Annotated in this window: 23 protein-coding genes and 4 pseudogenes; 26 read left to right on the top strand and 1 reads right to left on the bottom strand. The window is 57.1% G+C overall.

Annotation, left to right across the window (positions count from 1 at the left end; translation table 11 throughout):
- Positions 1–163 precede the first annotated feature (163 nt).
- From AAYR33_00740 to AAYR33_00795, 12 genes and pseudogenes are all read left to right on the top strand, one after another.
- A complete protein-coding gene (locus AAYR33_00740; GenBank protein XAO71543.1) occupies positions 164–361 on the top strand; it encodes a hypothetical protein in 198 nt (65 codons plus the stop codon).
- A complete protein-coding gene (locus AAYR33_00745; GenBank protein ID XAO71544.1) occupies positions 358–621 on the top strand; it encodes an urease accessory protein UreD in 264 nt (87 codons plus the stop codon). The genes AAYR33_00740 and AAYR33_00745 overlap by 4 nt, the downstream gene beginning before the upstream one ends.
- Positions 622–714: 93 nt before the next feature.
- Positions 715–1,017 (top strand): urease subunit gamma, encoded by a 303-nt coding sequence (locus AAYR33_00750; protein ID XAO71545.1) that lies wholly within the window; start codon positions 715–717, stop codon positions 1,015–1,017.
- Complete coding sequence (locus AAYR33_00755) at positions 1,001–1,348, top strand: urease subunit beta (GenBank protein XAO71546.1); 348 nt, start codon at positions 1,001–1,003, stop codon at positions 1,346–1,348. Before AAYR33_00750 ends, AAYR33_00755 begins: the two co-directional genes overlap by 17 nt.
- Positions 1,345–3,069, top strand: a pseudogene (gene ureC, locus AAYR33_00760) (urease subunit alpha). The gene AAYR33_00755 and the pseudogene ureC overlap by 4 nt, the downstream one beginning before the upstream one ends.
- Entirely contained in the window at positions 3,069–3,539 is a 471-nt protein-coding gene (locus AAYR33_00765) for an urease accessory protein UreE (GenBank protein XAO71547.1), read from the top strand. Before ureC ends, AAYR33_00765 begins: the two are co-directional and overlap by 1 nt.
- The gene (locus AAYR33_00770) at positions 3,493–3,792 is read left to right on the top strand and encodes a hypothetical protein (protein XAO71548.1); all 300 of its coding nucleotides are present in this window, start codon (positions 3,493–3,495) and stop codon (positions 3,790–3,792) included. The genes AAYR33_00765 and AAYR33_00770 overlap by 47 nt, the downstream gene beginning before the upstream one ends.
- 179 nt (positions 3,793–3,971) lie before the next feature.
- Positions 3,972–4,271: an urease accessory UreF family protein gene (locus AAYR33_00775; protein XAO71549.1), complete on the top strand. Its 300-nt coding sequence runs from the start codon at positions 3,972–3,974 to the stop codon at positions 4,269–4,271.
- Positions 4,271–4,913 (top strand): annotated as a pseudogene (gene ureG, locus AAYR33_00780) (urease accessory protein UreG). The gene AAYR33_00775 and the pseudogene ureG overlap by 1 nt, the downstream one beginning before the upstream one ends.
- A 16-nt stretch (positions 4,914–4,929) precedes the next feature.
- Positions 4,930–5,088 (top strand): hypothetical protein, encoded by a 159-nt coding sequence (locus tag AAYR33_00785; protein XAO71550.1) that lies wholly within the window; start codon positions 4,930–4,932, stop codon positions 5,086–5,088.
- A complete protein-coding gene (locus AAYR33_00790; GenBank protein ID XAO71551.1) occupies positions 5,089–5,346 on the top strand; it encodes a hypothetical protein in 258 nt (85 codons plus the stop codon).
- Positions 5,347–5,372: 26 nt separating this feature from the next.
- Positions 5,373–5,682: pseudogene (locus AAYR33_00795) on the top strand (hypothetical protein).
- Between the two features lie 149 nt (positions 5,683–5,831).
- Here AAYR33_00795 and metE read toward each other — a convergent pair.
- A complete protein-coding gene (gene metE / locus AAYR33_00800) occupies positions 5,832–8,165 on the bottom strand; it encodes a 5-methyltetrahydropteroyltriglutamate--homocysteine S-methyltransferase (GenBank protein ID XAO71552.1) in 2,334 nt (777 codons plus the stop codon).
- A 112-nt stretch (positions 8,166–8,277) separates the two neighbouring features.
- Here metE and AAYR33_00805 point away from each other — a divergent pair, with 112 nt between their 5' ends.
- The 14 genes and pseudogenes from AAYR33_00805 to AAYR33_00870 all read left to right on the top strand — a co-directional run bounded on the left by AAYR33_00805 (position 8,278) and on the right by AAYR33_00870 (position 21,716).
- Positions 8,278–9,171 carry a LysR family transcriptional regulator gene (locus tag AAYR33_00805; GenBank protein ID XAO71553.1) on the top strand — a complete coding sequence of 298 codons (894 nt, stop codon included), beginning with the start codon at positions 8,278–8,280 and terminating at the stop codon, positions 9,169–9,171.
- A gap of 980 nt (positions 9,172–10,151) precedes the next feature.
- Positions 10,152–10,361, top strand: coding sequence for a hypothetical protein (locus AAYR33_00810; GenBank protein ID XAO71554.1), 210 nt, complete (start codon positions 10,152–10,154; stop codon positions 10,359–10,361).
- A 59-nt stretch (positions 10,362–10,420) separates the two neighbouring features.
- On the top strand, positions 10,421–11,620 hold the full coding sequence (locus AAYR33_00815; protein XAO71555.1) for a bacterial transcriptional activator domain-containing protein: 1,200 nt from the start codon (positions 10,421–10,423) through the stop codon (positions 11,618–11,620).
- Positions 11,621–11,653: 33 nt separating this feature from the next.
- On the top strand, positions 11,654–11,806 hold the full coding sequence (locus tag AAYR33_00820) for a hypothetical protein (GenBank protein XAO71556.1): 153 nt from the start codon (positions 11,654–11,656) through the stop codon (positions 11,804–11,806).
- A 25-nt stretch (positions 11,807–11,831) separates the two neighbouring features.
- Complete coding sequence (locus AAYR33_00825) at positions 11,832–12,098, top strand: hypothetical protein (GenBank protein XAO71557.1); 267 nt, start codon at positions 11,832–11,834, stop codon at positions 12,096–12,098.
- A 162-nt stretch (positions 12,099–12,260) separates the two neighbouring features.
- Positions 12,261–12,788 (top strand): DUF3576 domain-containing protein, encoded by a 528-nt coding sequence (locus AAYR33_00830; GenBank protein ID XAO71558.1) that lies wholly within the window; start codon positions 12,261–12,263, stop codon positions 12,786–12,788.
- A 71-nt stretch (positions 12,789–12,859) separates the two neighbouring features.
- The gene (gene leuS, locus AAYR33_00835) at positions 12,860–15,457 is read left to right on the top strand and encodes a leucine--tRNA ligase (GenBank protein ID XAO71559.1); all 2,598 of its coding nucleotides are present in this window, start codon (positions 12,860–12,862) and stop codon (positions 15,455–15,457) included.
- Positions 15,458–15,460: 3 nt separating this feature from the next.
- Positions 15,461–16,111, top strand: coding sequence for a hypothetical protein (locus tag AAYR33_00840; protein ID XAO71560.1), 651 nt, complete (start codon positions 15,461–15,463; stop codon positions 16,109–16,111).
- Positions 16,112–16,117: 6 nt separating this feature from the next.
- Positions 16,118–17,128, top strand: a complete 1,011-nt coding sequence (holA, locus tag AAYR33_00845; protein XAO71561.1) for a DNA polymerase III subunit delta — start codon at positions 16,118–16,120, stop codon at positions 17,126–17,128.
- 352 nt (positions 17,129–17,480) lie between these two features.
- On the top strand, positions 17,481–18,434 hold the full coding sequence (locus AAYR33_00850) for an ABC transporter permease (protein ID XAO71562.1): 954 nt from the start codon (positions 17,481–17,483) through the stop codon (positions 18,432–18,434).
- Positions 18,431–18,580, top strand: coding sequence for a hypothetical protein (locus AAYR33_00855; GenBank protein XAO71563.1), 150 nt, complete (start codon positions 18,431–18,433; stop codon positions 18,578–18,580). Before AAYR33_00850 ends, AAYR33_00855 begins: the two co-directional genes overlap by 4 nt.
- 244 nt (positions 18,581–18,824) lie before the next feature.
- Positions 18,825–19,284 (top strand): annotated as a pseudogene (locus AAYR33_00860) (oligopeptide/dipeptide ABC transporter ATP-binding protein).
- 146 nt (positions 19,285–19,430) lie between these two features.
- Positions 19,431–20,231 (top strand): N-acetylmuramoyl-L-alanine amidase-like domain-containing protein, encoded by an 801-nt coding sequence (locus AAYR33_00865; protein XAO71564.1) that lies wholly within the window; start codon positions 19,431–19,433, stop codon positions 20,229–20,231.
- A gap of 24 nt (positions 20,232–20,255) precedes the next feature.
- Positions 20,256–21,716, top strand: a complete 1,461-nt coding sequence (locus AAYR33_00870; GenBank protein ID XAO71565.1) for an SH3 domain-containing protein — start codon at positions 20,256–20,258, stop codon at positions 21,714–21,716.
- Positions 21,717–22,143: the final 427 nt, after the last annotated feature.

Genomic DNA, 22,143 nt, shown 5'->3' on the forward strand with positions numbered 1-22,143 from the left:
ACCATGACCCGGCCCCCCGCCCTCAAGCTCCAACGTGCTGAGGGGGCGTCGAAAATGTCCGTGAAAAATGACGGGGTGAGGACGCGCCTTGACCAGTTGCGTCAAAGCGGCTGCCTAAAAACGTTTTTCCCCCATTCGCCGCACCCGTCGCTGGAATGCATCATTGTCAATGTCTCTGGCGGCATTGCCGCGTCAGACTGCCTGGAAAGGGTGTTCTCATGGCCCCGACCGCACGCATCTCATCCTCTCGACGCAAGGGGCGGAGCGTTATCAGCGCGTGCGTGATGGCGAGGCCCCCTCGCAAGTCACGACGATATGCCATGTGGGTGCGGGCGCCCATCCTGGAATGGCTGCCGCGTGAGACGCTCTATTACAATCACGCCCATTGTGGCGCAGAATTTTGATGTTCATCTTTCCACCGATGCGCGCTTCACCAGCGTGGAGACGCGCGTTTTCGGGCGACATTATGCCGGGGAGCGTGTGCATCGCCTGCGTTTGCAGGAGCGGATGTGCGTCTACCGGGATGGTGCGCCCCTCTTTATCGATGCCATCACATTGGACGCCATCAGCGATGCGGTGCTTGAACGGGCGGCCATTGGCGGTGGGGCGCATGTCCAATAGCTTATCCTCCATGTTTCTAATGAGGCGGCTTTGAACGTGCCGCGGCGCGGCGCCGATATGCCGCCATCCTGGCGATACTAGCAGAGGAAATTTATGTGGCTGACACCACGTGAAAAAGAAAAACTCCTCATCTCTCTCGTGGCAATGGTAGCGCGGAACCGGCTGAGTTGCGGGGTGAAACTGAACCACCCGGAGGCGATCGCCCTGTTGACGGATCACATCATGGAAGGTGCCCGCGATGGGCAGAGTGTGGCGGGATTAATGGAATCCGCCGCCACCGTCCTGACGCGGGGCCAGGTCATGTCCGGCGTGGCGCAACTTATCGCGGAGGTGCAGGTTGAGGCGACCTTTCCCGATGGCACAAAACTGGTGACGGTCCATGACCCCATTCGATGATCGGGATTTTCTGAACCAGGTCATTCCTGGTGAAATCATCTGTGCCGAGGCGGATGTTCCGATCAATGTCGGCGTGCCGCGTTGTGTTCTACGCGTGCGGAATGCGGGGGACAGGCCCATTCAGGTCGGCAGCCATTATCATTTTGCCGAGGTCAATCAGGCACTTCTCTTCGACCGCGCCGCGGCGCGCGGTATGGGCCTCAATATCCCCTCCGGCGCGGCCATGCGGTTTGAGCCGAGCCAGGCGCGCGATGTCACGTTGGTGCCTTATCGTGGCCTGCGCGTCGTGATCGGTTTTCAGGGGGCGGTGATGGGAAAACTCGACCCATGACATTCATGCGACGATGGGATTACGTCAGAAGCTTCGGCCCGACAATCGGTGACCGCATCCGCCCCGCAGATACAAACCTCCTGGTGGAGGTTGAGCGGGACTTCACCCTTTACGGAGAGGAAGTTAAATTTGGCGGCGGCAAGGCGATCCGCGATGGGATGGCGCAATCCCAGCTGAGCGCGGAGGAGGGGGCGTGCGATACGGTCATTACCAACACGCTGATTATCGACCATTGGGGGATCGTCAAAGCGGATATCGGGCTGCGGGCCGGGCGTATTTGCGGGATCGGCAAGGCCGGTAACCCGGATACGCAACCGGCTGTGGATGTCATTATTGGCCCCTGCACGGAGATCATCGCCGGGGAAGGTAAAATCGTGACAGCGGGGGGTGTCGATACGCACATCCACTTCATCTGTCCTCAACAGATAGACGAAGCTCTGGCCGCGGGGATGACAACCTTGCTGGGCGGCGGCACAGGCCCGGCAACCGGCACAGCCGCCACGACCCTGCACGCCCGGCCCCTGGAACATTCACCGCATGTTGCAGGCAGCCGAGAATTTGCCCGTGAATGTCGGGTTCGCCGGAAAGGGAAATGCGTCGCGGCCTTCAGCTTTGGAGGAAATGGTGCGGGCCGGGGCGTGCGCGCTCAAACTGCATGAGGATTGGGGCACCACCTTACGCACGATCGATACTTGTCTTTCTGTCGCTGACAGGATGGATGTGCAGGTCATGCTGCATTCCAACACGCTGAACGAAAGTGGCTATGTCGATGACACGATCGCGGCGATCGGGGGAAGGACGATCCATGCTTTCCATACGGAGGGGGCCGAGGGCGGGCACGCGCCGGATATCATCAAACTCGCTGGACTCAAAAATGTCCTGCCTTCCTCCACCAACCCGACACGCCCTTATACGGTCAGTACGCTGGAAGAACATCTCGATATGCTGATGGTCTGCCATCACCTTGATAAATGTTCTGCCGAGGACATGGCCTTTGCGGAAAGTCGTATCCGCAAAGAGACGATCGCGGCCGAGGATATATCGCGGCCGAGGATATATTGCACGATATGGGCGCGCTCTCCATGATGTCTTCTGACAGTCAGGCTATGGGGCGTGTCGGTGAAGTCATCATCCGCACCTGGCAGACCGCGCATAAAATGAAGGCGCAACGTGGCGCTCTGGCGGGTGACGGCGCGACGGATAATGAGCGGGTTAAGAGATATATCGCGAAATATACGATCAACCCCGCCATCGCCCATGGTCTCGCGCGGGAAGTCGGCTCAATCGCCACCGGTAAATTAGGGGATCTTGTCCTATGGGAGCCTGGATTTTTCGGGGTCAAGTCGTCCATCGTGGTGAAAGGCGGCATGATTGTCATGGCGCAAATGGGTGACGCGAACGCCTCCATCCCCACCACATCACCTGTCATGCCGAAATTGATGTTCGGCGGGCTGGGACGTGCCGTCTCTGAAACCTGCATCACCTTTGTTTCCCAGGCTGCGGTGGAAGAGGACATCAAGCACGCGCTCGATCTCAAACGCCTTATTCTGCCGGTCAGCAATGTGCGCGGCGGTATTAGCAAGGCAGATATGGTGCGTAATGATGCCACGCCGCACATTGAGGTGGATGCGGAAAGTTACGAAGTGCGGGCCGAGGGCGCGCTTTTAATCTGTGAACCGGCAATGGCCTTGTCTATGGCGCAAAGGTATTTTCTTTATTGATGACACGTTGCACGAAAATCCTCCCCGCGGGAAGCTGGGACGCGGCGCGGGCCGCGACATCCTATCGCGCCGATTATGAAGGCCGGTTCCGGCGGCGCATGGTCCTGACGCTGGCAGATGGGTCGGACATTTTGCTTGACCTCAATACGCCGCGTCTCATGCGTGACGGGGACGGGTTGGTTCTGACGGATGGTCGGATTATTGTTGTCGTGGCGGAAGCCGAGGCCCTCGCTGAAATCCGCGCGGATTCCACGGATGCACTCCTTAGATTGGCGTGGCATGTGGGCAACCGACATATTGGTGCGATGATCCACACTGATCGCATCACGATCCGCCATGACCCGGTGATTGAGAAGATGGTTGAGGGGCTTGGGGGTCACCTGACGCACGTGCATCGTGGTTTCGACCCGGAAAATGGCGCTTATGCCGTTTCCGGCCCCGCGCACCGTCATCATCACCATCCTGCCTGATGCCCCTCTGCGCTCGTTGAACCGTGATCAGACAGTGACGAAACAGCGGGAACTCAGTCCCATGCGTCTGTTACGGCTGCTGAACTGGGTGTCGCCCGCCCTGCCGATCGGGAGCTTCGCTTATAGTCACGGGACGGAATGGGCCGTTGAAAATGGGGATATCCGAGATGCTGAAACGCTGACTCTCTGGGTGCGTGACCCGCTTCTCCATGGTTCCTTCCGCGTTGATCTTGCGGCGGTGTTGACAGCGTGACGCGCGGAGGATGAAGATGCAGCCCGTTCCGCCGCGGCTCATACGCTGGCACACGCCTCATCGCGGGAGAGATGGGAGGAGACGTTGCAGCAAGACAAAGCCTTTCTCCGTGCTGTCGAAAACTGGCCTGCCTTTGATACGCCCCAAACCGAGGCGCGCCGGATTTCACCCTCGGCGCAGTGCCCCCCCTGCCGGGCGCTTTCGGCTTGACGTGCCGCCAACGTGGTTTTTATGAACATATAACGCAACTTGCTTACGCACATTGTGCCGTGTTGGCGGTGATTTCCGCCCGTGTGCGGCTCATTCCTCTGGGGCAGGCAGAGTCGCTGCGTGTCCTGGCGGCCCTGGAAGGCGAGATTGTGCGGATGATTGAGAGGATGCAGAATGTGACGCTCGATCAAGTCGGCAGCATATGCTTCGCGTCCGACCTGGCCGCGATGCTGCATGAAACGCAAAAAACAAGGCTGTTCAGAACGTGATGACACATCAGGAAAAATCCGATCATTCCCGTCCCCTAAAAATTGGGATCGGTGGGCCGGTTGGCTCCGGTAAAACAACGTTGATGCACAGATTATGCCTGTTTTTCCGCGACCTTTGCGAGGTGGCGGTGATCACGAATGATATTTACACGCGGGAAGATGCTGAATTCCTGATCCGCGCCGGGTCCCTGCCGGCGGAACGCATCCTCGGTATCGAAACGGGCGGCTGCCCACATACGGCCATCCGGGAAGATGCCAGCATCAATCTCGCCGGAATTGAAGCGCTGACGGAAAAATTCCAGCAGCTCGACATCATTTTGATTGAAAGCGGGGGGGGGCGATAATCTTGCAGCGACTTTCAGCCCGGAACTCGTTGACCTGACGCTTTACGTAATTGATGTTTCGGCAGGTGACAAAATTCCGCGCAAAGGCGGCCCGGGCATCACGCGCTGTGATCTTCTCATTATCAATAAGACGGATCTCGCACCCTATATGGGCGCCGATCTCAACGTCATGGCGCATGACAGTCGGCTTATGAGGCGGGATCGACCTTTTCTCTTTACTAATCTGCGCGATGATGAAGGCGTGATGGAAATTGCACGTTTCATCATGCAGAAAGGTAGATTGAAAGTCGTGGCCTGAAGGAAGGGAAGCAAAAATGGTGATCAACCTTTTCCTGCTCAATATCGGCCTGTGGGTTTTGTCCGCGCTGACACCCGGCATCCCCTATGCCGTCATCCTGCTGGCCTGGACACTTGGGCTGAGGCACGCGCTTGATGTTGACCACATTGCGGCAATCGACGCTGTGTCACGTTAGATGATGCTGCACGGTCGACCGGCGCATCGGGTCGGGCTGTATTTTTCAATCGGGCATTCCGCTGTTGTCCTGACGGCGGCCTGCATCGCTGCGTGGTATGCCTCGTCCCATGTTCTGGAAGAGGGGCCGCCATTGGTCGACAATCGTTTTAGCGCGCTTTTTTCCGCTCTGTTCCTTCTTCTCATCGGCGGCGCCAACCTCACAGTCTCTTCCGCCCGGCCCGGCCTGTGCAGACGCGGAAAGGATCGGGGCGGCTGATGTCGCGGGTGACGTCACCCGGGCATATGGTGGTGGTGGGCTTCCTGTTCGGGCTGGGTTTCGATACGGCGAGTGAAATCGGCCTGATGGCCCTGAACGGCGGCGCAGCGCGCTTCCGTCTTCGCTGTCGTGCTGATCCCCGTCATCTTCGCGGCCGGGATGATGCTGGTCGATGGGGTTGATTCATTTCTGATGGCGAAGCTCTGGAGCCGCCCGGCGCAACGTGTCACTTACCAGCGCCTCGTCACACTTGTGTCGGCCGCAATCGCCCTCTTCATCGGGGGGCAGGAACTCCTTGCCTGGGGGCCTTCAACCATCCCGTCATTGAAAAGCTGACGGGCTGGATCGACGCGCATGTCAGGCAGATGGGTGGGTCAATCGTCGCGGCTTACGTCCTGCTCTATTTACTGATGAGGCGACGCCTCAGCATTGGCGGAAAAATGCGGATCGGGTCGCACTCATAGGCGCGACCCCGCCAGAGATTTTTAAGAGGGAAACGCCCCCGGTGCTTCCGGCAACTGCGCCAGGCCCTTATCCTCATGTGACGCCTGACCCGCGCGGAGCGCGCGCGCTGCATTGACCATATTTGTCAGTGCGGGGATGACCTCCTGCCATTGGCGCGTTTTCAACCCGCAATCGGGATTGACCCAGAGGCGCGCCGCCGGGATGCGTCGTCCCGCTTTAAGCATGAGGCCGATGATCTGCGATGTCTCCGGGATATTCGGGGCGTGAATATCATATACACCCGGCCCGATCTGGTTGGGGTAGTCAAATGTTTCGAAGACATCCAGCAATTCCATATCTGACCGGGATGTCTCGATTGTGATGACGTCGGCATCCATTTCAGCAATTTCAGCGATGATATCGTTAAATTCGGAGTAACACATATGGGTGTGAATCTGCGTTTCGTCGGTCACACCATTCGCGGCAATGCGGAAAGATTCGACAGCCCAGGATAGATATTCCTTCCATTGTGATCGTCGTAAGGGAAGCCCCTCCCGTAATGCAGCTTCATCGATCTGAATGATATGAATGCCGGCTTTTTCAAGATCGAGCACCTCCTGACGTATGGCCAGGGCAAGCTGATAACATGTGGTGGCTCTCGGCTGGTCATCACGGACGAACGACCAATTGAGGATCGTCACCGGCCCGGTCAACATGCCTTTCATCGGTTTGTCTGTCAGGGAGGCGGCGTAGGTGATCCATTCAACGGTCATGGGTTTGGGTCGGCTGATATCGCCGAATAAGATGGGCGGCTTGACGCAGCGTGAGCCGTAGGACTGGACCCAACCATTCTGGCTGAAGGTAAATCCTTCCAGCTGCTCACCAAAATACTCAACCATGTCGTTGCGCTCTGCTTCTCCATGCACCAACACGTCAAGGCCGAGTTTTTCCTGCTCCCTGATGCAGCGCTGGATTTCCTGACGCATGAGCTTTTTATAGTCATCGACATCCAACAGGCCTTTTTTCAGCCGCGTTCGGGCCATGCGGATGTCATGCGTCTGGGGGAAAGACCCGATAGTGGTTGTTGGATAAAGCGGCAAATTCAATTTTTCAGCCTGACGCGCCGCGCGTGTCTCGAAATTATCGCGTCTTTGTCCAAGCGACGCGGAAATATCTCGCGTTGCGGCTTTGACGGCTGCGTTATTCACCCGTGCTGACTCGCGACGGGATTTGACAGCATCGCGATACGCGGCCAATGCGGTGGCCACGGCGTCCCGCCCATGCGTCAATGCGCCTGCAAGGATTTTGAGCTCGGCAATTTTTTGCACGGCAAACGCCATCCATGCGCGGATTTCCGCATCCATCCCGGTTTCGAAGGTGAGGTCAACAGGCACATGCAGAAGCGACGCATGAGGCGCCAGCCACAGGCGTGATCCGAGTTTCTGTGAAAGAGGCTCCAACCAGTCAAGTGTCGCATCGAGATCGGTTTTCCAAATGTTGCGACCATTGACGACGCCAAGAGAAATAACCTGGGAAGGTTGCGTGAGCCTGATCAGCTCGTTCATTTCGTCCCGCGCATTGATGGCATCAATATGAATACCCTGCACCGGCAGGCGTGCGATGACGGCCAGATTTTCCTTCAATTGCCCGAAGTAAGTCGTCAGAAGGATTTTGACGGACCCCGTGTCCAGCGTGCGATAGACTTCGATGAAAGCATTCCGCCAGGCATCGTCGAGCTCAGTCACAAGTATGGGCTCATCGACCTGCACCCACGCGGCGCCGGCATGGGCAAGCGCGGCGAGTAATGATGCATAAACTGGCAGGATGCGTTTCAGGAGAGTCAGTTTATCCGACCCATCTTTGCTTTTGCCAAGGGCGAGGTAGGAGACGGGGCCAAGTATGACGGGTTTTGCGGTGACACCCTGTTTTCTGGCTTCAGCAAGCTCTGCCAGCAGGCGGGTGGCGTTGAGTTGAAATCGCGTTTCAGCGTCCAATTCCGGCACAATATAATGGTAATTCGTATCGAACCATTTTGTCATTTCACCGGCGACGACGTGCCCTTCCGTATTTTTTGCGGACCGTCCCCGTGCGGCACGGAAATAGGCGTGAATGGCGTCATCATCAAAACTGCGCGCGCGCGCGGGCAGGTTGCCGAGCGTGACACTCATATCCAAAACATGATCATATAAGGAAAAATCACCGACCGGGATGAGGTCTAGACCCGACTGATCCTGCCGATGACGCGCACGAAGTTGCGCGGCGACCTCCTCAAGCGTGTCGATGGATGATTGACCATTCCAGAACGTTTCAAGCGCGAATTTCAGTTCCCGATGTGCGCCGATCCTCGGAAAACCAAGATTATGGGTCGTGACCATGTCATGTGACCTTATTCTGTCAAAGATGATCACGACGGTAAGGACTTTAAGATATGAGCAAAAATGATATATTTTCATGAATCGATGAGCAATATTCATGAAGGGGGCGCGGATGGCCATAATCGACCGCTCACATCTGGCAATTATTCAGGCCGTTGCGCGGGAGGGGTCTTTGACCGCGGCGTCCGTGAAGCTGAACCTGACCCAGTCCGCTTTGAGCCATTCAATCCGAAAGCTTGAGACAAATCTCGGTGTTGCCATCTGGCGACGGGACGGCCGGTCCCTGGCGTTGACCCAGGCCGGTGCGTGGCTGTTAAGCACGGCAAACCGACTGCTTTCCCAGCTTGAAGATGTTGAAGAGCGGTTGCTTCAATTTGCCCGCGGTGAGCGGGGGAAATTACGGATCGGGATGGAGTGTCACCCTTGTTATCAGTGGCTGACGCGTATCGTTGCCCCTTACCTTGATCAATGGCCGAAAGTTGATGTCGATGTCCGTCAGAAATTTCAATTTGGCGGGATCGGGGCGTTGATCGGGCACGAGATCGACATTCTGGTCACGCCGGATCCGCTCTACAAACCGGGGCTGCGTTTCGTCCCTGTTTTTGATTATGAGCTCGTGCTGGTCGTGGGGGCCCGGCACCGTTTGCGCGGCGTGCATCACGTGACGCCGGAGGATCTTCTTGAAGAAATTCTGATCACCTATCCCGTTTCAACGGAGCGCCTGGATATTTATACGCAATTCCTCCAACCGGGCGGTATCCAGCCGCGTCGCCACAAGCCTATCGAGACGACGGACATCATGCTGCTGATGGTTGCGCATGGTCGCGGTGTCGCCGCGCTGCCACGATGGCTCGTGCAGGAATATGTGTGCCGTTTTGACCTGTTCCCCTTAAGGCTCAGGAAAAACGGCGTCTTGAAGCAGATTTTTCTTGGTCATCGGGAGAATGATCGGGATCTCAAATATCTTCGTGCCTTTATCAAACATGCCGCTGAAACAACGATCTGAGGGCGTTAAGATTTCCAGTGAATATCTTTCAGCTTTTCATGTGACCTCAATCTCAGCCTTGCCGATTTTGGCATTTTCAACCCTTAAAAAGGCAATTATTTTCCGCGTTCATGGCACGTGCTTTTGATTGCCGAAAGCAACAATCCTCGCCTTATCCGCTCTCTATCGTTAGATGCGGGTTTACTTCCCGCATCATCCAATTCGATTGATTTGACTTAAGCCTGATTTGAGTCCGACGCATCTTATTACGGCTTGGGGTGTTGCTGCTGCCGCATTAACGCACAATATTTTATAATATATATTATGAAGATAACGTCATGGTGTCCGCGGCGGGATTCGAACCCACGGCCCCAGGATTCGTACCACTTCAGCTTTCACTGCCGGCTCTGACACCGTTCGTGATCTGGACTGTCTCTTGGCCTTGATTTCCTGAGGAAATGTTAGGCCCCGCCCGTTCAGTCTCTACACCTTCGCCTGCAACTTGCAATGCGCTTGGCACGGGATTGGCACGGCCTGAGACAGCCAGAGCTTTCCCCGATTTTGAGCGGATCCGCAGGAGAGGTTTCCCCCTCTAGCGCCCAATTACTTAGGAATCCTGTGCTCTATCCTGCTGAGCTACGCGGACATCATCCGCCCGATGATTAGGTTATTTCCCGATATGAAACAAGCGGCAAATAATAAGTCATTATTCACGCGTCTTCAGACAGAGGACCGCAAGCCAATGCGCCGAGTCGCACGAAGTCGCCCGTTTGGCTTCCGGGTTTATAAGGAAGTTAAGAAAGTATAAGCATGTCATGAGCACCCTTTTGCGGCGGGTGTGTTTGTTGCAGTACGAATAGGTATGATTGTGTCACGAAATGGCGACCTTCGCCGCACCGGTACAGTCCAGGTAAGACGGGGTCCGAGTCATATATAATCTGCCTTCGAGAAGCTTTGGAACTTCGGAGGGAAGCCTCCTCCGGATCCGCCTTCTCGGGACGATGGGGGCAGAGACATCCGGCGGACTGAGTGTGCTTCCAGTGGGTGGCAAGACGCGGGGTCTGTTAACTATTCTGGCGCTTTCCGACCGCAAACCCGTCATGCGTAAAACCATTGCGGACCTCTGCTTTGGAGTAACAGGGCGGATGAACTGGCGTGCGCTTCTCTCCGGCAGGAGATCCATCGCCTCCTTGTCGCACTTAATCCGTTAGGCGCTGATATTGTCGAGGTTCAGCGGCAGGCCCTGACACTCAAGCTTTTCCTGACCTGGGTGGATGTCGAGAAGATCCTGCATGGCGGCATCGAGGCCCTTCAGCTTGTCCCTTCACCCAGTGAGGGGCTTCTGACCGAACTCAACGCGATTGACCCGGCTTTTGACACCTGGCTGACCGCGCAGCGCAAACGCCTCGATCGTCACATTTTGTCGCTTTACAGTCAGGTCCTGGCGCAGGTTGAAGACCCGGAAGCCATGCTTGCCTGCGCGGAAGGGTTTCTGCAGCGCGACACGATGAATGAACTGGGCTGGCGGGAACGTCTGCAGGCATTCGTCACCAAGGGTAAGATGGGGAAGGCCTCACGCACCTGTGCGGAGATCATGGATCTTTTCAATTACCGATTGGGCGCATTGCCCGGGCCGGAAACTATGCGACTGATCCGGGAGATACAGGCGCACGCCGCCTCAGAGTCAACCGAATTCGGATTTTCAGAAAGCCAGAACCTGTTCAAGGAGACGGAGGTCGCACCGCGTGAGGTGGTGCCGAATGAGGCGCCGACAATCAGAAGTAAGCCCGCCCCGCATCGACATCCGGTTGTGTCAGGCAATGTCCCCCGCATATTGGGCCGCGTGGCTGTCGAAGCTTTTTCAGCCCCTTCGGAAGTCCATCTGACACCGACAGCTTTCGCCTTGGCAGAGCAGCTTGAAGTGGAACTCGTGCGGCTTGATACGCTGCAAGTGATCTTTCGTCCGGGGCAGAAAAGCGCGTCCTCCTCCAGTCCCTTCTTTCAGGCGACGCACCAGGCGATTGATTTCCGTGTCGTCAGCATCGTCCATTTGGGGGAGCCGCGGGAGTCGTCCCAGCGTGGTGCTGACCGGAACTGGGTAACCATCCGCCTGAACCTTCCGCAGGAGGAGGCGGAGCGTAACGCTTTTAGCCGTTACATTGCCTGGTCATTGCAATGGGCGTTGATGATCTGGGAGGGGCAGCGCGCCCTGAACCGCCCGATCGCGGAACTGAGCGCCACGCGCCTCGCCGCGCGGGCCGCCTGTTTGCCGACACATTGTGACTCCGTCCGTTCTGAGGAATTAAATGAGCTTGTCCGACGGGCCGAAGCAAAAAATAGTAAAATATCATCGTGCTTTACGTCAAGGCGCTGGTCGGGCTGGTGCGGTATTTTACGCGATGGCATCCGATTGAAGAGGAAGAGTGCAGGGCGCTGTCCCACGCGCTTGATCGCATCAGTTCCTATCTGAGGTATAATCCGCTCAGCATCAATCTCATGCTTTATGCGTGCCTTGTCTTTCCGGGGCAATATGATCAGGCGCGCGCTTTACTCGGAAAGCGCGGGCCGCTCCTCCAAATTTGTGTCCTCTTCCATCAACTGCTTCAATGCGATCAATGCCCTGCTGGACGGGGATCGAGCGCGGGCTTTGAGTTGAGATACGGGAATTCAGCGCCCGCAAAATGGCCTCCACGGCCCTGGCATTGCTGGAGCCGATCAGCGCCATGGTGTTGCATGCCTGCGGTGAACATGCCGAAGCCCACCAGGCCTGCACCGCCTATATCTGCCTTTATCCGAAGTCTGAAGCCGGGCTTCTTGTCTATCTGATGGGGCTGATCCAGCGTCGCGCGACGGTTGACGCCGCCGTTGCGGGCAAGCGCCTTCTGCGCCTCGCGCCGGACGCGACAGTGACGGGCATTCTCGCGCGCTTGAGCTACCTGCCCTCATGATTTATGAATGGGTGCGTCAAATGCTGACCCTTTCCGACCTGCCGCGTTGAGACGCCGTGTCAAAGCTTGGCTTTAGCTGAACCACAGGATAGAAAAGACTTGGACCCAACCACCATGCGCGCCCACGGGGGCCGCGCTTAAACGTTTCAGCTCAGAGGTAACATGATCGCATCCGCGCGCCCGAAGCCAGATCACTGGTCCCGCCATCATCACCACATTCTGCGCCTGAATGTTTTTGCGGGCGTGCTCCTGTTTTCCTTGCTTGCGAGTTGCAGCTCTGACCGGGACCCGAGCGGCCTTGCAAAGCCGAAAAATCATCTCATGACCGTCGATCGCGGTGCGACGGGGGGGGATGACCAATTGAAAGACGACGTCAATGTCTATCTATGGCGCGGGGCGCTGGATACGCTGTCATTCATGCCATTTTCCTCCGCCGATGCGGTGGGAGGTATCATATTGACGGACTGGTATACCCCGCCCACCAGCCCGGATGAGCGTTTTAAAATCGCTGCTTATGTCATGAGCCGCCGCCTGCGCTCAGACTCCCTGCGTGTTGCCGTCTTCCGGCAGGAGAGGCAGGGGGGGCAATGGGTCGATAGCCCCGTTTCGTCCAATACGGTCTCCGATATCACGACCCGTATTCTCAATCGTGCGCGGGAGCTACGGGCCGAGAATAAAGGCGGGGACTAAACGCTGCCCGGCTCCCAAGCGCATCTGACAGCCTTACTCACGTGATTTGACGAAAAGAATATCGACCTCTCATGACCACCACAGAAAACACAAATCTGGATTTCGAAACGACGGAGCTGAAATGGCAGAAAGCCTGGGAGGAAATCGGCGCTTTTTCCGTCGGGGACGTGCCGGATTTTAACGCGTCGACTTATTATGTACTCGAAATGTTTCCCTACCCCTCAGGCCAGCTCCATATGGGGCATGTGCGCAATTATGCGCTGGGCGATGTCGTGGCGCGCTATAAAAGGGCGCGCGGCTTTCAGGTGATGCATCCGATGGGGTGGGATGCTTTCGGCCTGCCAGCGGAGAATGCGGCGCGGGAGCACAATGTGCACCCGCGGGAATGGACACTCAGCAACATCGCGAAAATGCGCACGACGCTGCAACGTCTGGGCTTCTCCCTTGACTGGACGCGAGAGGTCACGACGTGCTTGCCGTCCTATTTCGGGCATCAGCAAAAATTATTTCTGGACATGTTCCGGGCCGGTCTCGTTGAGCGTCGTGAGTCCGCCGTCAATTGGGACCCGGTTGATCAGACCGTGCTGGCGAATGAACAGGTGGTGGATGGGCGTGGCTGGCGCTCCGGCGCGTTGGTTGAGCGACGTCATCTCGCGCAATGGTTCCTCAAAATCACCGATTTCGCGAAAGAACTGCTCGACGGGTTGGAGGGGCTTGAGGACTGGCCCGCGCGCGTGCGGGCCATGCAGGCACGCTGGATCGGATTTTCGGAAGGGGCGCGCATCACCTTCCCTCTGCATCATCCCCCGGAAGGGTTTGATGCCATGGCGGATGCGATCGAGGTCTACACAACCCGGCCTGACACGTTATTCGGCATGGGATTCGTCGCCATCGCCGCGGATCATCCCCTCGTGACGCGTTTGGCGCCTCACAATGAGGCGGTGCGTCTCTTCGCGGAGGAATGTGCAAGGCTGGGCACGCGTGAGGAGTCGATCGAGAGCGCGGAGAAGCGTGGCGTCGATACAGGTTTGCGGGTCGTCAATCCGTTTGCGCCGCATGAGATCTCACCTGTATGGATCGCCAATTTTGTGCTGATGGATTACGGTACGGGCGCTGTTTTCGGCTGCCCCTGCGGGGATCAGCGTGACCTCGATTTTGCACGGAAATACCACCTGCCCGTGCGCTCCGTCATTTTGCCACCGGGTGAATCGCCTGAAAGCTTCGTCATCGAAGACAAGGCTTATGTCCATGACGGGACGCTTTATAATTCGGGCTTTCTTGATGGGCTCGATACGGAAACGGGCAAAAAAAGGGCGATCACCGCGCTGGAGGATATGGGTGCCGGCGCGGCTTCCGCCAGCTGGCGCTTGCGTGATTGGGGCGTGTCCCGCCAGCGTTACTGGGGTTGCCCGATCCCGATCATCCATTGCGCCACGTGCGGTGCCGTGCCGGTGCCGGACGCGCAATTGCCGGTGACATTGCCGGAGGATGTTTCTTTCGACACATCCGGCAATCCGTTGGATCACCATCCGAGCTGGAAGCACGTGACCTGCCCCCAATGCGGTGAGGCTGCGACACGGGAGACGGATACTTTCGACACGTTCGTTGATAGTTCCTGGTATTTCGCCCGTTACGTGTCGCCCCATTCCGTCGCACCGGTTGATCGGGAAGCGGCTGAGCGCTGGTTGCCGGTCGATCGTTATATTGGCGGGATTGAACATGCCATCCTGCACCTTCTCTACGCGCGCTTCTTTACGCGGGCGATGAAGGTAACGGGACATCTTGATGTGGATGAGCCTTTCAAAGGGCTCTTCACACAGGGGATGATCACGCATGAAAGTTATCGCGACGCGTCGGGCTGGCTTTCACCCGAGGATGTGCGACGGGAGGGTGACCGGGTTGTGCGCAGGGATAATGGCGCGCAGGTCACAATTGGCCGCTCGGAGAAAATGTCCAAATCCAAGCGAAACACTGTCTCCCCGACCGAGATCATCGCGCGTTACGGGGCGGATACGGCGCGCTGGTTTGTGCTTTCAGACAGCCCGCCCGAGCGTGATATTGAGTGGACTGAGGCTGGCATCGCGACCTCCCACCGTTTTATCCAGAAATTGCACCGTTTAATAACGCACATTGCCGAGAATGACGCGTCGGAAGCTTCCCATGCGCCGGGTGGCCGCGCCCTGCGGCAGGTGACGCATCGGACCATCGCCGCCGTGACCCAGGCCATGGAGAGCTTTGCCCCGAATGTCGCCATTGCACGGATTTATGAACTGACGTCCGCCCTTGCGGATGCGGAAAAAAGTCATGAAGCCGGCATGGCGGCGACACGGCGTGAGGCCGGACGGACGCTGGCCTTACTCATCGCGCCAATGATGCCCCATCTGGCGGAAACCCTGATGCATCGCCTCGCACCTGAGGCCGGTCTGGTGGTGAGTCAGTCATGGCCGATTGCGGAGGAAGCGCTCCTGACCGTCAGCTATGTGACTTTGGGGGTTCAGGTGGGTGGCAAGCTGCGCGGCACGATCGATATTTCTGTCGATGCGGATGAGGAGACCGTCTTTTCAGCCGCGCTGTCAGAGCCTAATGTTGCACGCGCTTTGGAGGGTAAAACCATCCGCAAGCGCATCTACGTGCCTCGACGCATCGTCAATTTTGTCGTATCGGCCTGAAATATGAAAAAATTTGCGATCCTCCCGGCTTTGCTCCTTGCCTCATGTGGGTTCCGCCCGCTTTACGGTGAGGGGGGTGCGACAAAACAGTCGGCGCGCAGCGAGATGTCGCAGATTTTCGTGGATCGCATCAGTAATCGTGGCGGTCAGTTGCTTCGACTGGCTTTGCAGGAGGATCTCGGTTCCGACGATGGTGCGATTCCGCAGAAATATACTCTGAGCGTCAGTCGCAATGTCGGGATTGATGCTGTCGATATCCATAAGGACAACACGTCGGGTCGTATGTGTGCCAATGCCTCGGCACATTGGCGCCTCTACACAGTGGCGGATCAGCCTCAGCTTCTGGCGGAAGGGGATGCATCGCTACTCGACGGTTACACGACGACCTTCCAGCAATATTTCGCGCAGTCACTGAATATTAAAGCTTTGGACGCCCGCATTTCCAAAAATCTCGCCGGGCAGATCTCTGAGCAACTGGCAGCGTGGTTCACCTCCCATGTCACGCCTGCGCAGAGGAATAAGCCTGTCGTGCCGGAATATTTTGATCCGAACGCCATGCCGTCCCGAAATGGCCAGCCGATGCAGAAAGCGGGGCCAGATGGCTTCCCGGCGGCGGCAACAGGCTGGACGGATATCGGCATTGATGATGAGTGATATCGGATGAAGATCGAACCGCGACGCACCGAACATGTGCTTGGTGACGCTTTGGCGTGGCGCGGATTTGTTTTACATGGTGAGGATCACGGTTTGATCCGTGAGCGCGCGATCAAGGTCGCGGGTCAGGTCGTGCCGGATAAAGATGATCCTTTTCGCGTCGTGGTGCTGGATCGGGAAGACCATGCCCGGCTTGAGGAGGAGGCCACGGCACTTTCCCTGATTGGCGGGCGACGGCTCATCTGGGTGCGGGACGTGCAGGATCATATCCTGCCGATGCTGCAGCGCGCGCTTTATGGCGTGTCCGATAATGTCATTCTCCTTGAAGCGCCGGGACTGGCCTCACGCTCCAAATTGCGCAGCGCGATGGAAAAGCGGCAGGATGTCGCCGTGATCGCCTGTTATCCTGAAGAAGGGCGTTCCCTCTCTGTCGCGTTGCGCACGATGTTCGACGCGGCGCAGGTCAGGGTGGATCGGGATGCGATGGCGTGGCTGTCGAGCGTGCTGCCTGCTGATCGCGCCGTAATCCGTCAGGAGGTTGAAAAGCTTATCCTGTTTGCTGAACCGTCAGCGCCGCTCAGCCTTGATGATGTGCAGCTCTGCATCGGTGACACGCGTGCGGAAAGCCTCAGCAATGCCACGTCAAGCGCGTTGGCGGGTGAGAGAGCGCAGGCCGATGCGGCGATTGAGCGTGCCATTGCGGATGGCGCGGTGCCGGTGGCCATTGTCCGCGCGTGCTCTTACGCGCTTCTGCGTGTCTTGACGGTGCGACATGCGATGGATGAGGGCGCATCCCCCTCCGAGGCGGAACGCGGCCTGCGTCCGCCAATTTTCTTCAAGGTCGCTGATTTATTTTGGACGGCCGTGCGGCGTTGGGACAGCGCCGCGCTTCTCGCCGCCTGTTCCGCAACGCAGGAGCTGGAGCTGGCCTGTAAGCAGACGGGCGCACCCGATTTTGCCCTCGCGCGACGGCATATTGCCCGCTTATGTTTCGGGCCGCGCGCTTTCTCCGCCTAACGGACCGTCTTTTCAAGCCCGGTCATATACCGAAAATCCCGGCATTGCGCATCACTCAGGCACCGCCTTAAGTCCCCCGAAACAGGTAGGATATAAGATGACCCGCCTCGCCGACAGCTGATCGGCGAGGCGGGTCAAAATGCGCGCTTTCCAGCATTTCATCGCGGGAACACCGTCCCTCACTGATCGTTTAACTAACCTAACATTCAGCAAATGAGATGCGAAATGAGTAACGGAAAAGCGAAAGACGGGAAGATGTCGGATGCACGCACGGTGCTTCGTTGACGACACGAAATTGAGAAGCGCGACGGCCGCAAGGCTGGACGAAAAAAGATAGCGGGAAGGGAGATCAATGCGAGAATGGATCATGCTTACACCTATCTCCGTGCTTCTTGCGTTGACCGCGCTCAGTGTCATCGTTATGGGCGCGGTATTCGCAGCACCCTATGCGCGCCTCAATGGCATGACACCGTTTGAAAGTCACATCGTCGACACAACCTATCGGGATGGGCACCGGGTGGGTGTCATGCAACGAAACAACAACCCCCTCCATCTCGGTTATACGCCGATCGGGCCGAGCTGGCGTGCCGGTCCTTACGCGCTAGGTGCCGATGCGCAGGGGCGGGATGTTGCGTCACGCCTTCTCTGTGGTGGTCGCAACAGCCTCATGATTGCCAGTGCGGCGGCGCTTCTCGGGCTGACACTTGCGACATTTCTGTCCCCTGTGCGCTGGTTATGCCGGGGGGGAGGGGTGGAGCGGATCGTGTCATGGATCATGACCATGTTATGGGCAGTGCCGGTCTATCTTTTTGCGAGCTGCCTCTCCATGACGATGTTGCGGGACGGGCTCCGGCTCGGCCCCGTCACATTGACAGCGGATAACCGCCTTATACCTGTCTGCGTCATTGCGGCGGTTTACCTCCCTTATGCAGCGCGCCTTTTAACGACGTGCGTCCGGCAATTGGCGCAACGCGATTACGTCAAAATCGCCGCAGCTTTTGGTGCGTCACCTTTCACGGTGGTGGTGCGGGAAATCCTACCAGGGCTGCTCTTGTCCCTTATGACGTTTTTTCCACTTCTGATGGCTCTCTGCCTGCTGGCGGAGTCCGCTCTTTCCTTTCTGTCACTCGGGGTGCAGGCGCCGGATGTGTCATGGGGGTCAATGATACGTGACGGGGAGGGGCTGATTTATACCCGCCCCGTCGTTGCAATCCTGCCCGGCATGATGATCATGCTGACCGTTCTCAGCTTCTATATCGTTTCTGAAAGCTGCACCCGCGTCTTGCGTCGGCGCGACATGATATGAGCTTCATCCTCCGCCGTTTTGCCCATGGTATCGCGGTTCTGGCGGGTATTTCAGTTGTGATGTTTACAGTCTTCTTCGCGACGCCAGGGACAGACCCCGCTGCTCGGTTCGCCGGTAAAGGTAGCCAGCCCGACCTTATTGGCTGAAGTGCGTCACCAATATGGTTTCGACAGGCCCCTTCCGCAGCAATATACCCGCATGATGTATGGGATTTTTATCCAACGCCGCCTGACATCTTACGTGCATCACGGGCAGAATGTTGTGACGCAGGTGATGGTGGCGGCGGTCACATTCTCACTTGTCGGGCTCGCGGCGGTGATGATCGCCCTGGGGTGTCTGTCCCTCGGTATGGGTGCCGCTTTGCTGGGTCATCGGGTCGGGGCCGGGCTGATCACGCTTCTGCAGATGGTTGGCCTGCCTGACCCGCAGGAGACGCAGCATCGTTATATTCACCAGCTTTCGGGCAGGATGCGGCAAAGGGCGATGATCGCGATGGCGATTTCATGCCAACCTGACCTCCTCATTGCGGATGAGCCCAGTTCAGCCCTTGATGTGACGGTGCAGGCGCAGATCCTCTCGGTATGGCGCTGATCCTTGTCACGCACGATATCGGCGTGGTGGCTGAAACCTGCGATCACATGGTTGTTTTCTATAGCGGCATGATTCTCGAAAGCGGCCCGACCGACATCGTGTTGGGCCGCCCGCGCCATCCTTATACCAGCGCTCTGCTAGCAACCGTCCCCACCCTTGATGGAAAGCGCGGAGAGCGGCCGCCGCCTTTGCCCGTCATCAGGGATTCGCTGCCCACCCTTCGGAACGTCCGGCCGGATGCGTCTTCGCGCCGCGATGCCCGCTCAAAGGATGAGTCCTTGCCACCTCTCGACGATACGTCCCTCGATCATATGCGGGGCGATTTCTGCAAGGTTAACCCTCTATCCCATAGCAAAATTTTCTGGGAAGATCTGATAGGTTTTTCTCAAGTGAAGGTGCGACGCGATGCGTGGAAAAACATGGTTTCTTCTGCTGCTCTCAGCATGTCTGGTAGGCTGCGCCGCACCCAAACCGCGCGGATATAAGATTGTCATCGACAGCCCCACGGAAAAAAAGCTGGATGACATCATCCGATACATCGTGTGCCCGCAGGAAGGTCAGAATCACGGTGAGATCATCAGCCGCGTTTCCGCTGCTTTTCTGGGTACCCCTTATCGTGGCGGCACGCTCATTGGCGGGCCGGGCGCGGAAGAAGCGCTGGTGGCGGATTTCAGCTTCGTCGATTGCACGACGTTAATTGAATATGTCGAGGCGCTGTCGCGCAGTCATGACAGGGACACGTTTCTGCGAAACCTTGTTCACATCCGTTACGCGGATAACAAGGTTTCTTATGCCAGCCGCCGACATTTCTTTTCCGACTGGTTCACGAGACGGCCCCGTATCGCGCGCGATGTCACAGCGGAAATCAGCCCTGATCACGTGACCATCGACAGGGACCTGAATCGCCTGCCGAATGGCAAACCTTACGTGCCGGGTATCGGCTTTTCCACGCGCAAATTAACCTATATCCCGGCAGCGGGAATCAATGAGCGCGTTCTGCACCATCTCAGGACGGGCGACTATGTGGGGGTATATTCCCTTACAGAACAAGAGGATGTCTCACATGTGGGCATCGTTGTGCGGCATGATGGGCGCGTGTGGTTTCGAAATGCCTCTTCCCGTCGTGAAAATAGAAAGGTCATTGATTCACCTTTTCTAGATTACATGCGTCAGAAACCAGGTATGATCGTCATACGAACCGAATAAACCGGCTACTGACGGAGATGCCAAATGAAAATCAATCACGCCGTCAGAAATCGTAACCTTTTATTTCTGGCTGTTACCTTTATTTTGACCGCCTGCCAAACGGCCCCATCGGGTAAAGGGGCGCAGGATGCTGCCCATCCTGGTCGTGCGGCGGCTCTTTACATTGATCCGACAAAAAAAATTTTCCCGCTAGATAATTATCCGCAATCTGTTGATAAATGGCTTCCTGCGGGCCCTGATTCGAATACCCCGCTTATGGATGAGGCGACGCAGCAGAAATATTTTGCCGCGTTGAAAACCCGTTATTTCGGCCTTGGGCAGGACGAGAACTCACCCTGGAACGCGACTTACATCGCATCTGTCCTGAAGAAAGGGCCGGAAACCGTCCGCGATGCCAGTGTCAATCAGCTGCTCTCGGATAAAAAAGTTCTATGGGCACAGAATTTCAGGCCCCATTCCGCCCGGTGGAAGATGGAAGTTAGGGGGAATGCGGATACGGATATCAGCCACGACTACCACCCCGCTCATCGCGCCATCGCCCTCAGGGAAACATTGGTGAGGGTTCTCCCGACCGATGACCCGGCTTTTGACGATTACCGCCAGGCCGGGCAGGGTTATCCTTTCGATAATCTGCAAATGTCCGCCGTCCGACCCGGCGCCCCGGTTTATATATTGACGACCAGCCGCGATGAACGCTGGAAATATGTGTGCACGCCGACTGTAATAGGTTGGGTGCATAGTGAGGATCTCGCATCCGTCAGTCAGGGTTTCGTGACGGAATGGGTGGCGATGGCAAACCGCAATCTCGGCGCCATCATCAGAGATTCTATCAGCGTCGCCGATGGCGGTCGATTCTTCTTCACCGCGCGGCCAGGCACGATACTGCCATTCCGCAAGTTGCGACCCGGCATTTTCCAGGTTGCGGTACCGGTACAGGGCCGAGGCAATAGTGCGGAGCGCCATTGGGTGACGCTGGATGACCATGCTTTCGTCCCGATACCGTGGCAGATGCTGTCGGGCCATGTGGCGGCCTTGATGCGGACGATGCATGACAGGCCCTATGGATGGGGAAATGACTACTTCCATAATGACTGCTCTGCGGAATTGCGCAGCCTGCTCATGCCTTTCGGCATATTCCTGCCGCGAAATTCGGCCGCGCAGATTCAATCTGCTGTACGTGTGGTCGATCTCAGCAAAGAGGATGTCAACGCGCGCCTGGCTTATCTGAGGGATCATGGCAAGCCTTTCAAGACCCTCATCTACATCCCGGGGCATATCATGCTCTATATCGGTAATGCGGTGGTGAACGGGCAAAACGTTCCGATGACGTATCAGGATCTTTGGGGGCTTCGACCCAAAGACGGGAAGAGCCGAAGCATCGTCGGCGGCTCTGTCTTCTTCCCTCTGCTCGCCGCTTATCCGGAAGACCCGGATCTCGTCTCCCTCGCGGGGAAGATACAATTCAAATTGGGTTTTATTGAGTAAAGGCGCACTGCCTTAAACGTTTTTGATTGGTGCATCATTGGCTGGGAGGCTGGTGATGCACCGTCTACAGCCGATCTTCCATCAAATGGTCGCTTGCTGTGATCGTGTCGATGAAAACGCGGTGCACACGCGCGATGGTTACTTTCGGTCGGGGAGACGGTTTTGGAGAGGAAGAGGTAATTAACGGGCTCCTGTTTAAAAGCTTGAGCACCCGTTATCCAGCTATCAAGCCGGGGGAGGCGGGCGGCGCATATTGCCGCAACCCGCTGCACCCTGCCATCTTTAGGAAACCGCTAAAAAGCTTGGGGTTTTGGCGATCGGAAGAGCCGAGGGCCTGCCGTGACCTTCCAATTCATACAAGCCGACACCCTACGGCAAAGCGCAGCCGCTCCGGCAAAATGCCCGGGGTGACGTCATTTATCCTGTC

The sequence above is a fragment of the Acetobacteraceae bacterium genome (genome assembly GCA_039613835.1).
Lineage (GTDB): Bacteria > Pseudomonadota > Alphaproteobacteria > Acetobacterales > Acetobacteraceae > Sorlinia.

What these genes read in the sequence shown, in the direction of transcription:
- AAYR33_00870 (XAO71565.1), top strand. Translation starts at nt 20,256, where the DNA reads ATGAAAATCAATCACGCCGTCAGAAATCGTAACCTTTTATTTCTGGCT.
- AAYR33_00825 (XAO71557.1), top strand. Translation starts at nt 11,832, where the DNA reads ATGGCCTCCACGGCCCTGGCATTGCTGGAGCCGATCAGCGCCATGGTG.
- AAYR33_00850 (XAO71562.1), top strand. Translation starts at nt 17,481, where the DNA reads ATGCGAGAATGGATCATGCTTACACCTATCTCCGTGCTTCTTGCGTTG.
- AAYR33_00865 (XAO71564.1), top strand. Translation starts at nt 19,431, where the DNA reads ATGCGTGGAAAAACATGGTTTCTTCTGCTGCTCTCAGCATGTCTGGTA.
- AAYR33_00765 (XAO71547.1), top strand. Translation starts at nt 3,069, where the DNA reads ATGACACGTTGCACGAAAATCCTCCCCGCGGGAAGCTGGGACGCGGCG.
- metE (XAO71552.1), bottom strand. Translation starts at nt 8,165, where the DNA reads ATGGTCACGACCCATAATCTTGGTTTTCCGAGGATCGGCGCACATCGG.
- AAYR33_00830 (XAO71558.1), top strand. Translation starts at nt 12,261, where the DNA reads ATGATCGCATCCGCGCGCCCGAAGCCAGATCACTGGTCCCGCCATCAT.
- AAYR33_00855 (XAO71563.1), top strand. Translation starts at nt 18,431, where the DNA reads ATGAGCTTCATCCTCCGCCGTTTTGCCCATGGTATCGCGGTTCTGGCG.
- AAYR33_00805 (XAO71553.1), top strand. Translation starts at nt 8,278, where the DNA reads ATGGCCATAATCGACCGCTCACATCTGGCAATTATTCAGGCCGTTGCG.
- AAYR33_00820 (XAO71556.1), top strand. Translation starts at nt 11,654, where the DNA reads ATGCGTGCCTTGTCTTTCCGGGGCAATATGATCAGGCGCGCGCTTTAC.
- AAYR33_00750 (XAO71545.1), top strand. Translation starts at nt 715, where the DNA reads ATGTGGCTGACACCACGTGAAAAAGAAAAACTCCTCATCTCTCTCGTG.
- AAYR33_00790 (XAO71551.1), top strand. Translation starts at nt 5,089, where the DNA reads ATGATGCTGCACGGTCGACCGGCGCATCGGGTCGGGCTGTATTTTTCA.
- AAYR33_00755 (XAO71546.1), top strand. Translation starts at nt 1,001, where the DNA reads ATGACCCCATTCGATGATCGGGATTTTCTGAACCAGGTCATTCCTGGT.
- AAYR33_00840 (XAO71560.1), top strand. Translation starts at nt 15,461, where the DNA reads ATGAAAAAATTTGCGATCCTCCCGGCTTTGCTCCTTGCCTCATGTGGG.
- holA (XAO71561.1), top strand. Translation starts at nt 16,118, where the DNA reads ATGAAGATCGAACCGCGACGCACCGAACATGTGCTTGGTGACGCTTTG.
- AAYR33_00785 (XAO71550.1), top strand. Translation starts at nt 4,930, where the DNA reads ATGGTGATCAACCTTTTCCTGCTCAATATCGGCCTGTGGGTTTTGTCC.
- AAYR33_00770 (XAO71548.1), top strand. Translation starts at nt 3,493, where the DNA reads ATGCCGTTTCCGGCCCCGCGCACCGTCATCATCACCATCCTGCCTGAT.
- leuS (XAO71559.1), top strand. Translation starts at nt 12,860, where the DNA reads ATGACCACCACAGAAAACACAAATCTGGATTTCGAAACGACGGAGCTG.
- AAYR33_00810 (XAO71554.1), top strand. Translation starts at nt 10,152, where the DNA reads ATGGGGGCAGAGACATCCGGCGGACTGAGTGTGCTTCCAGTGGGTGGC.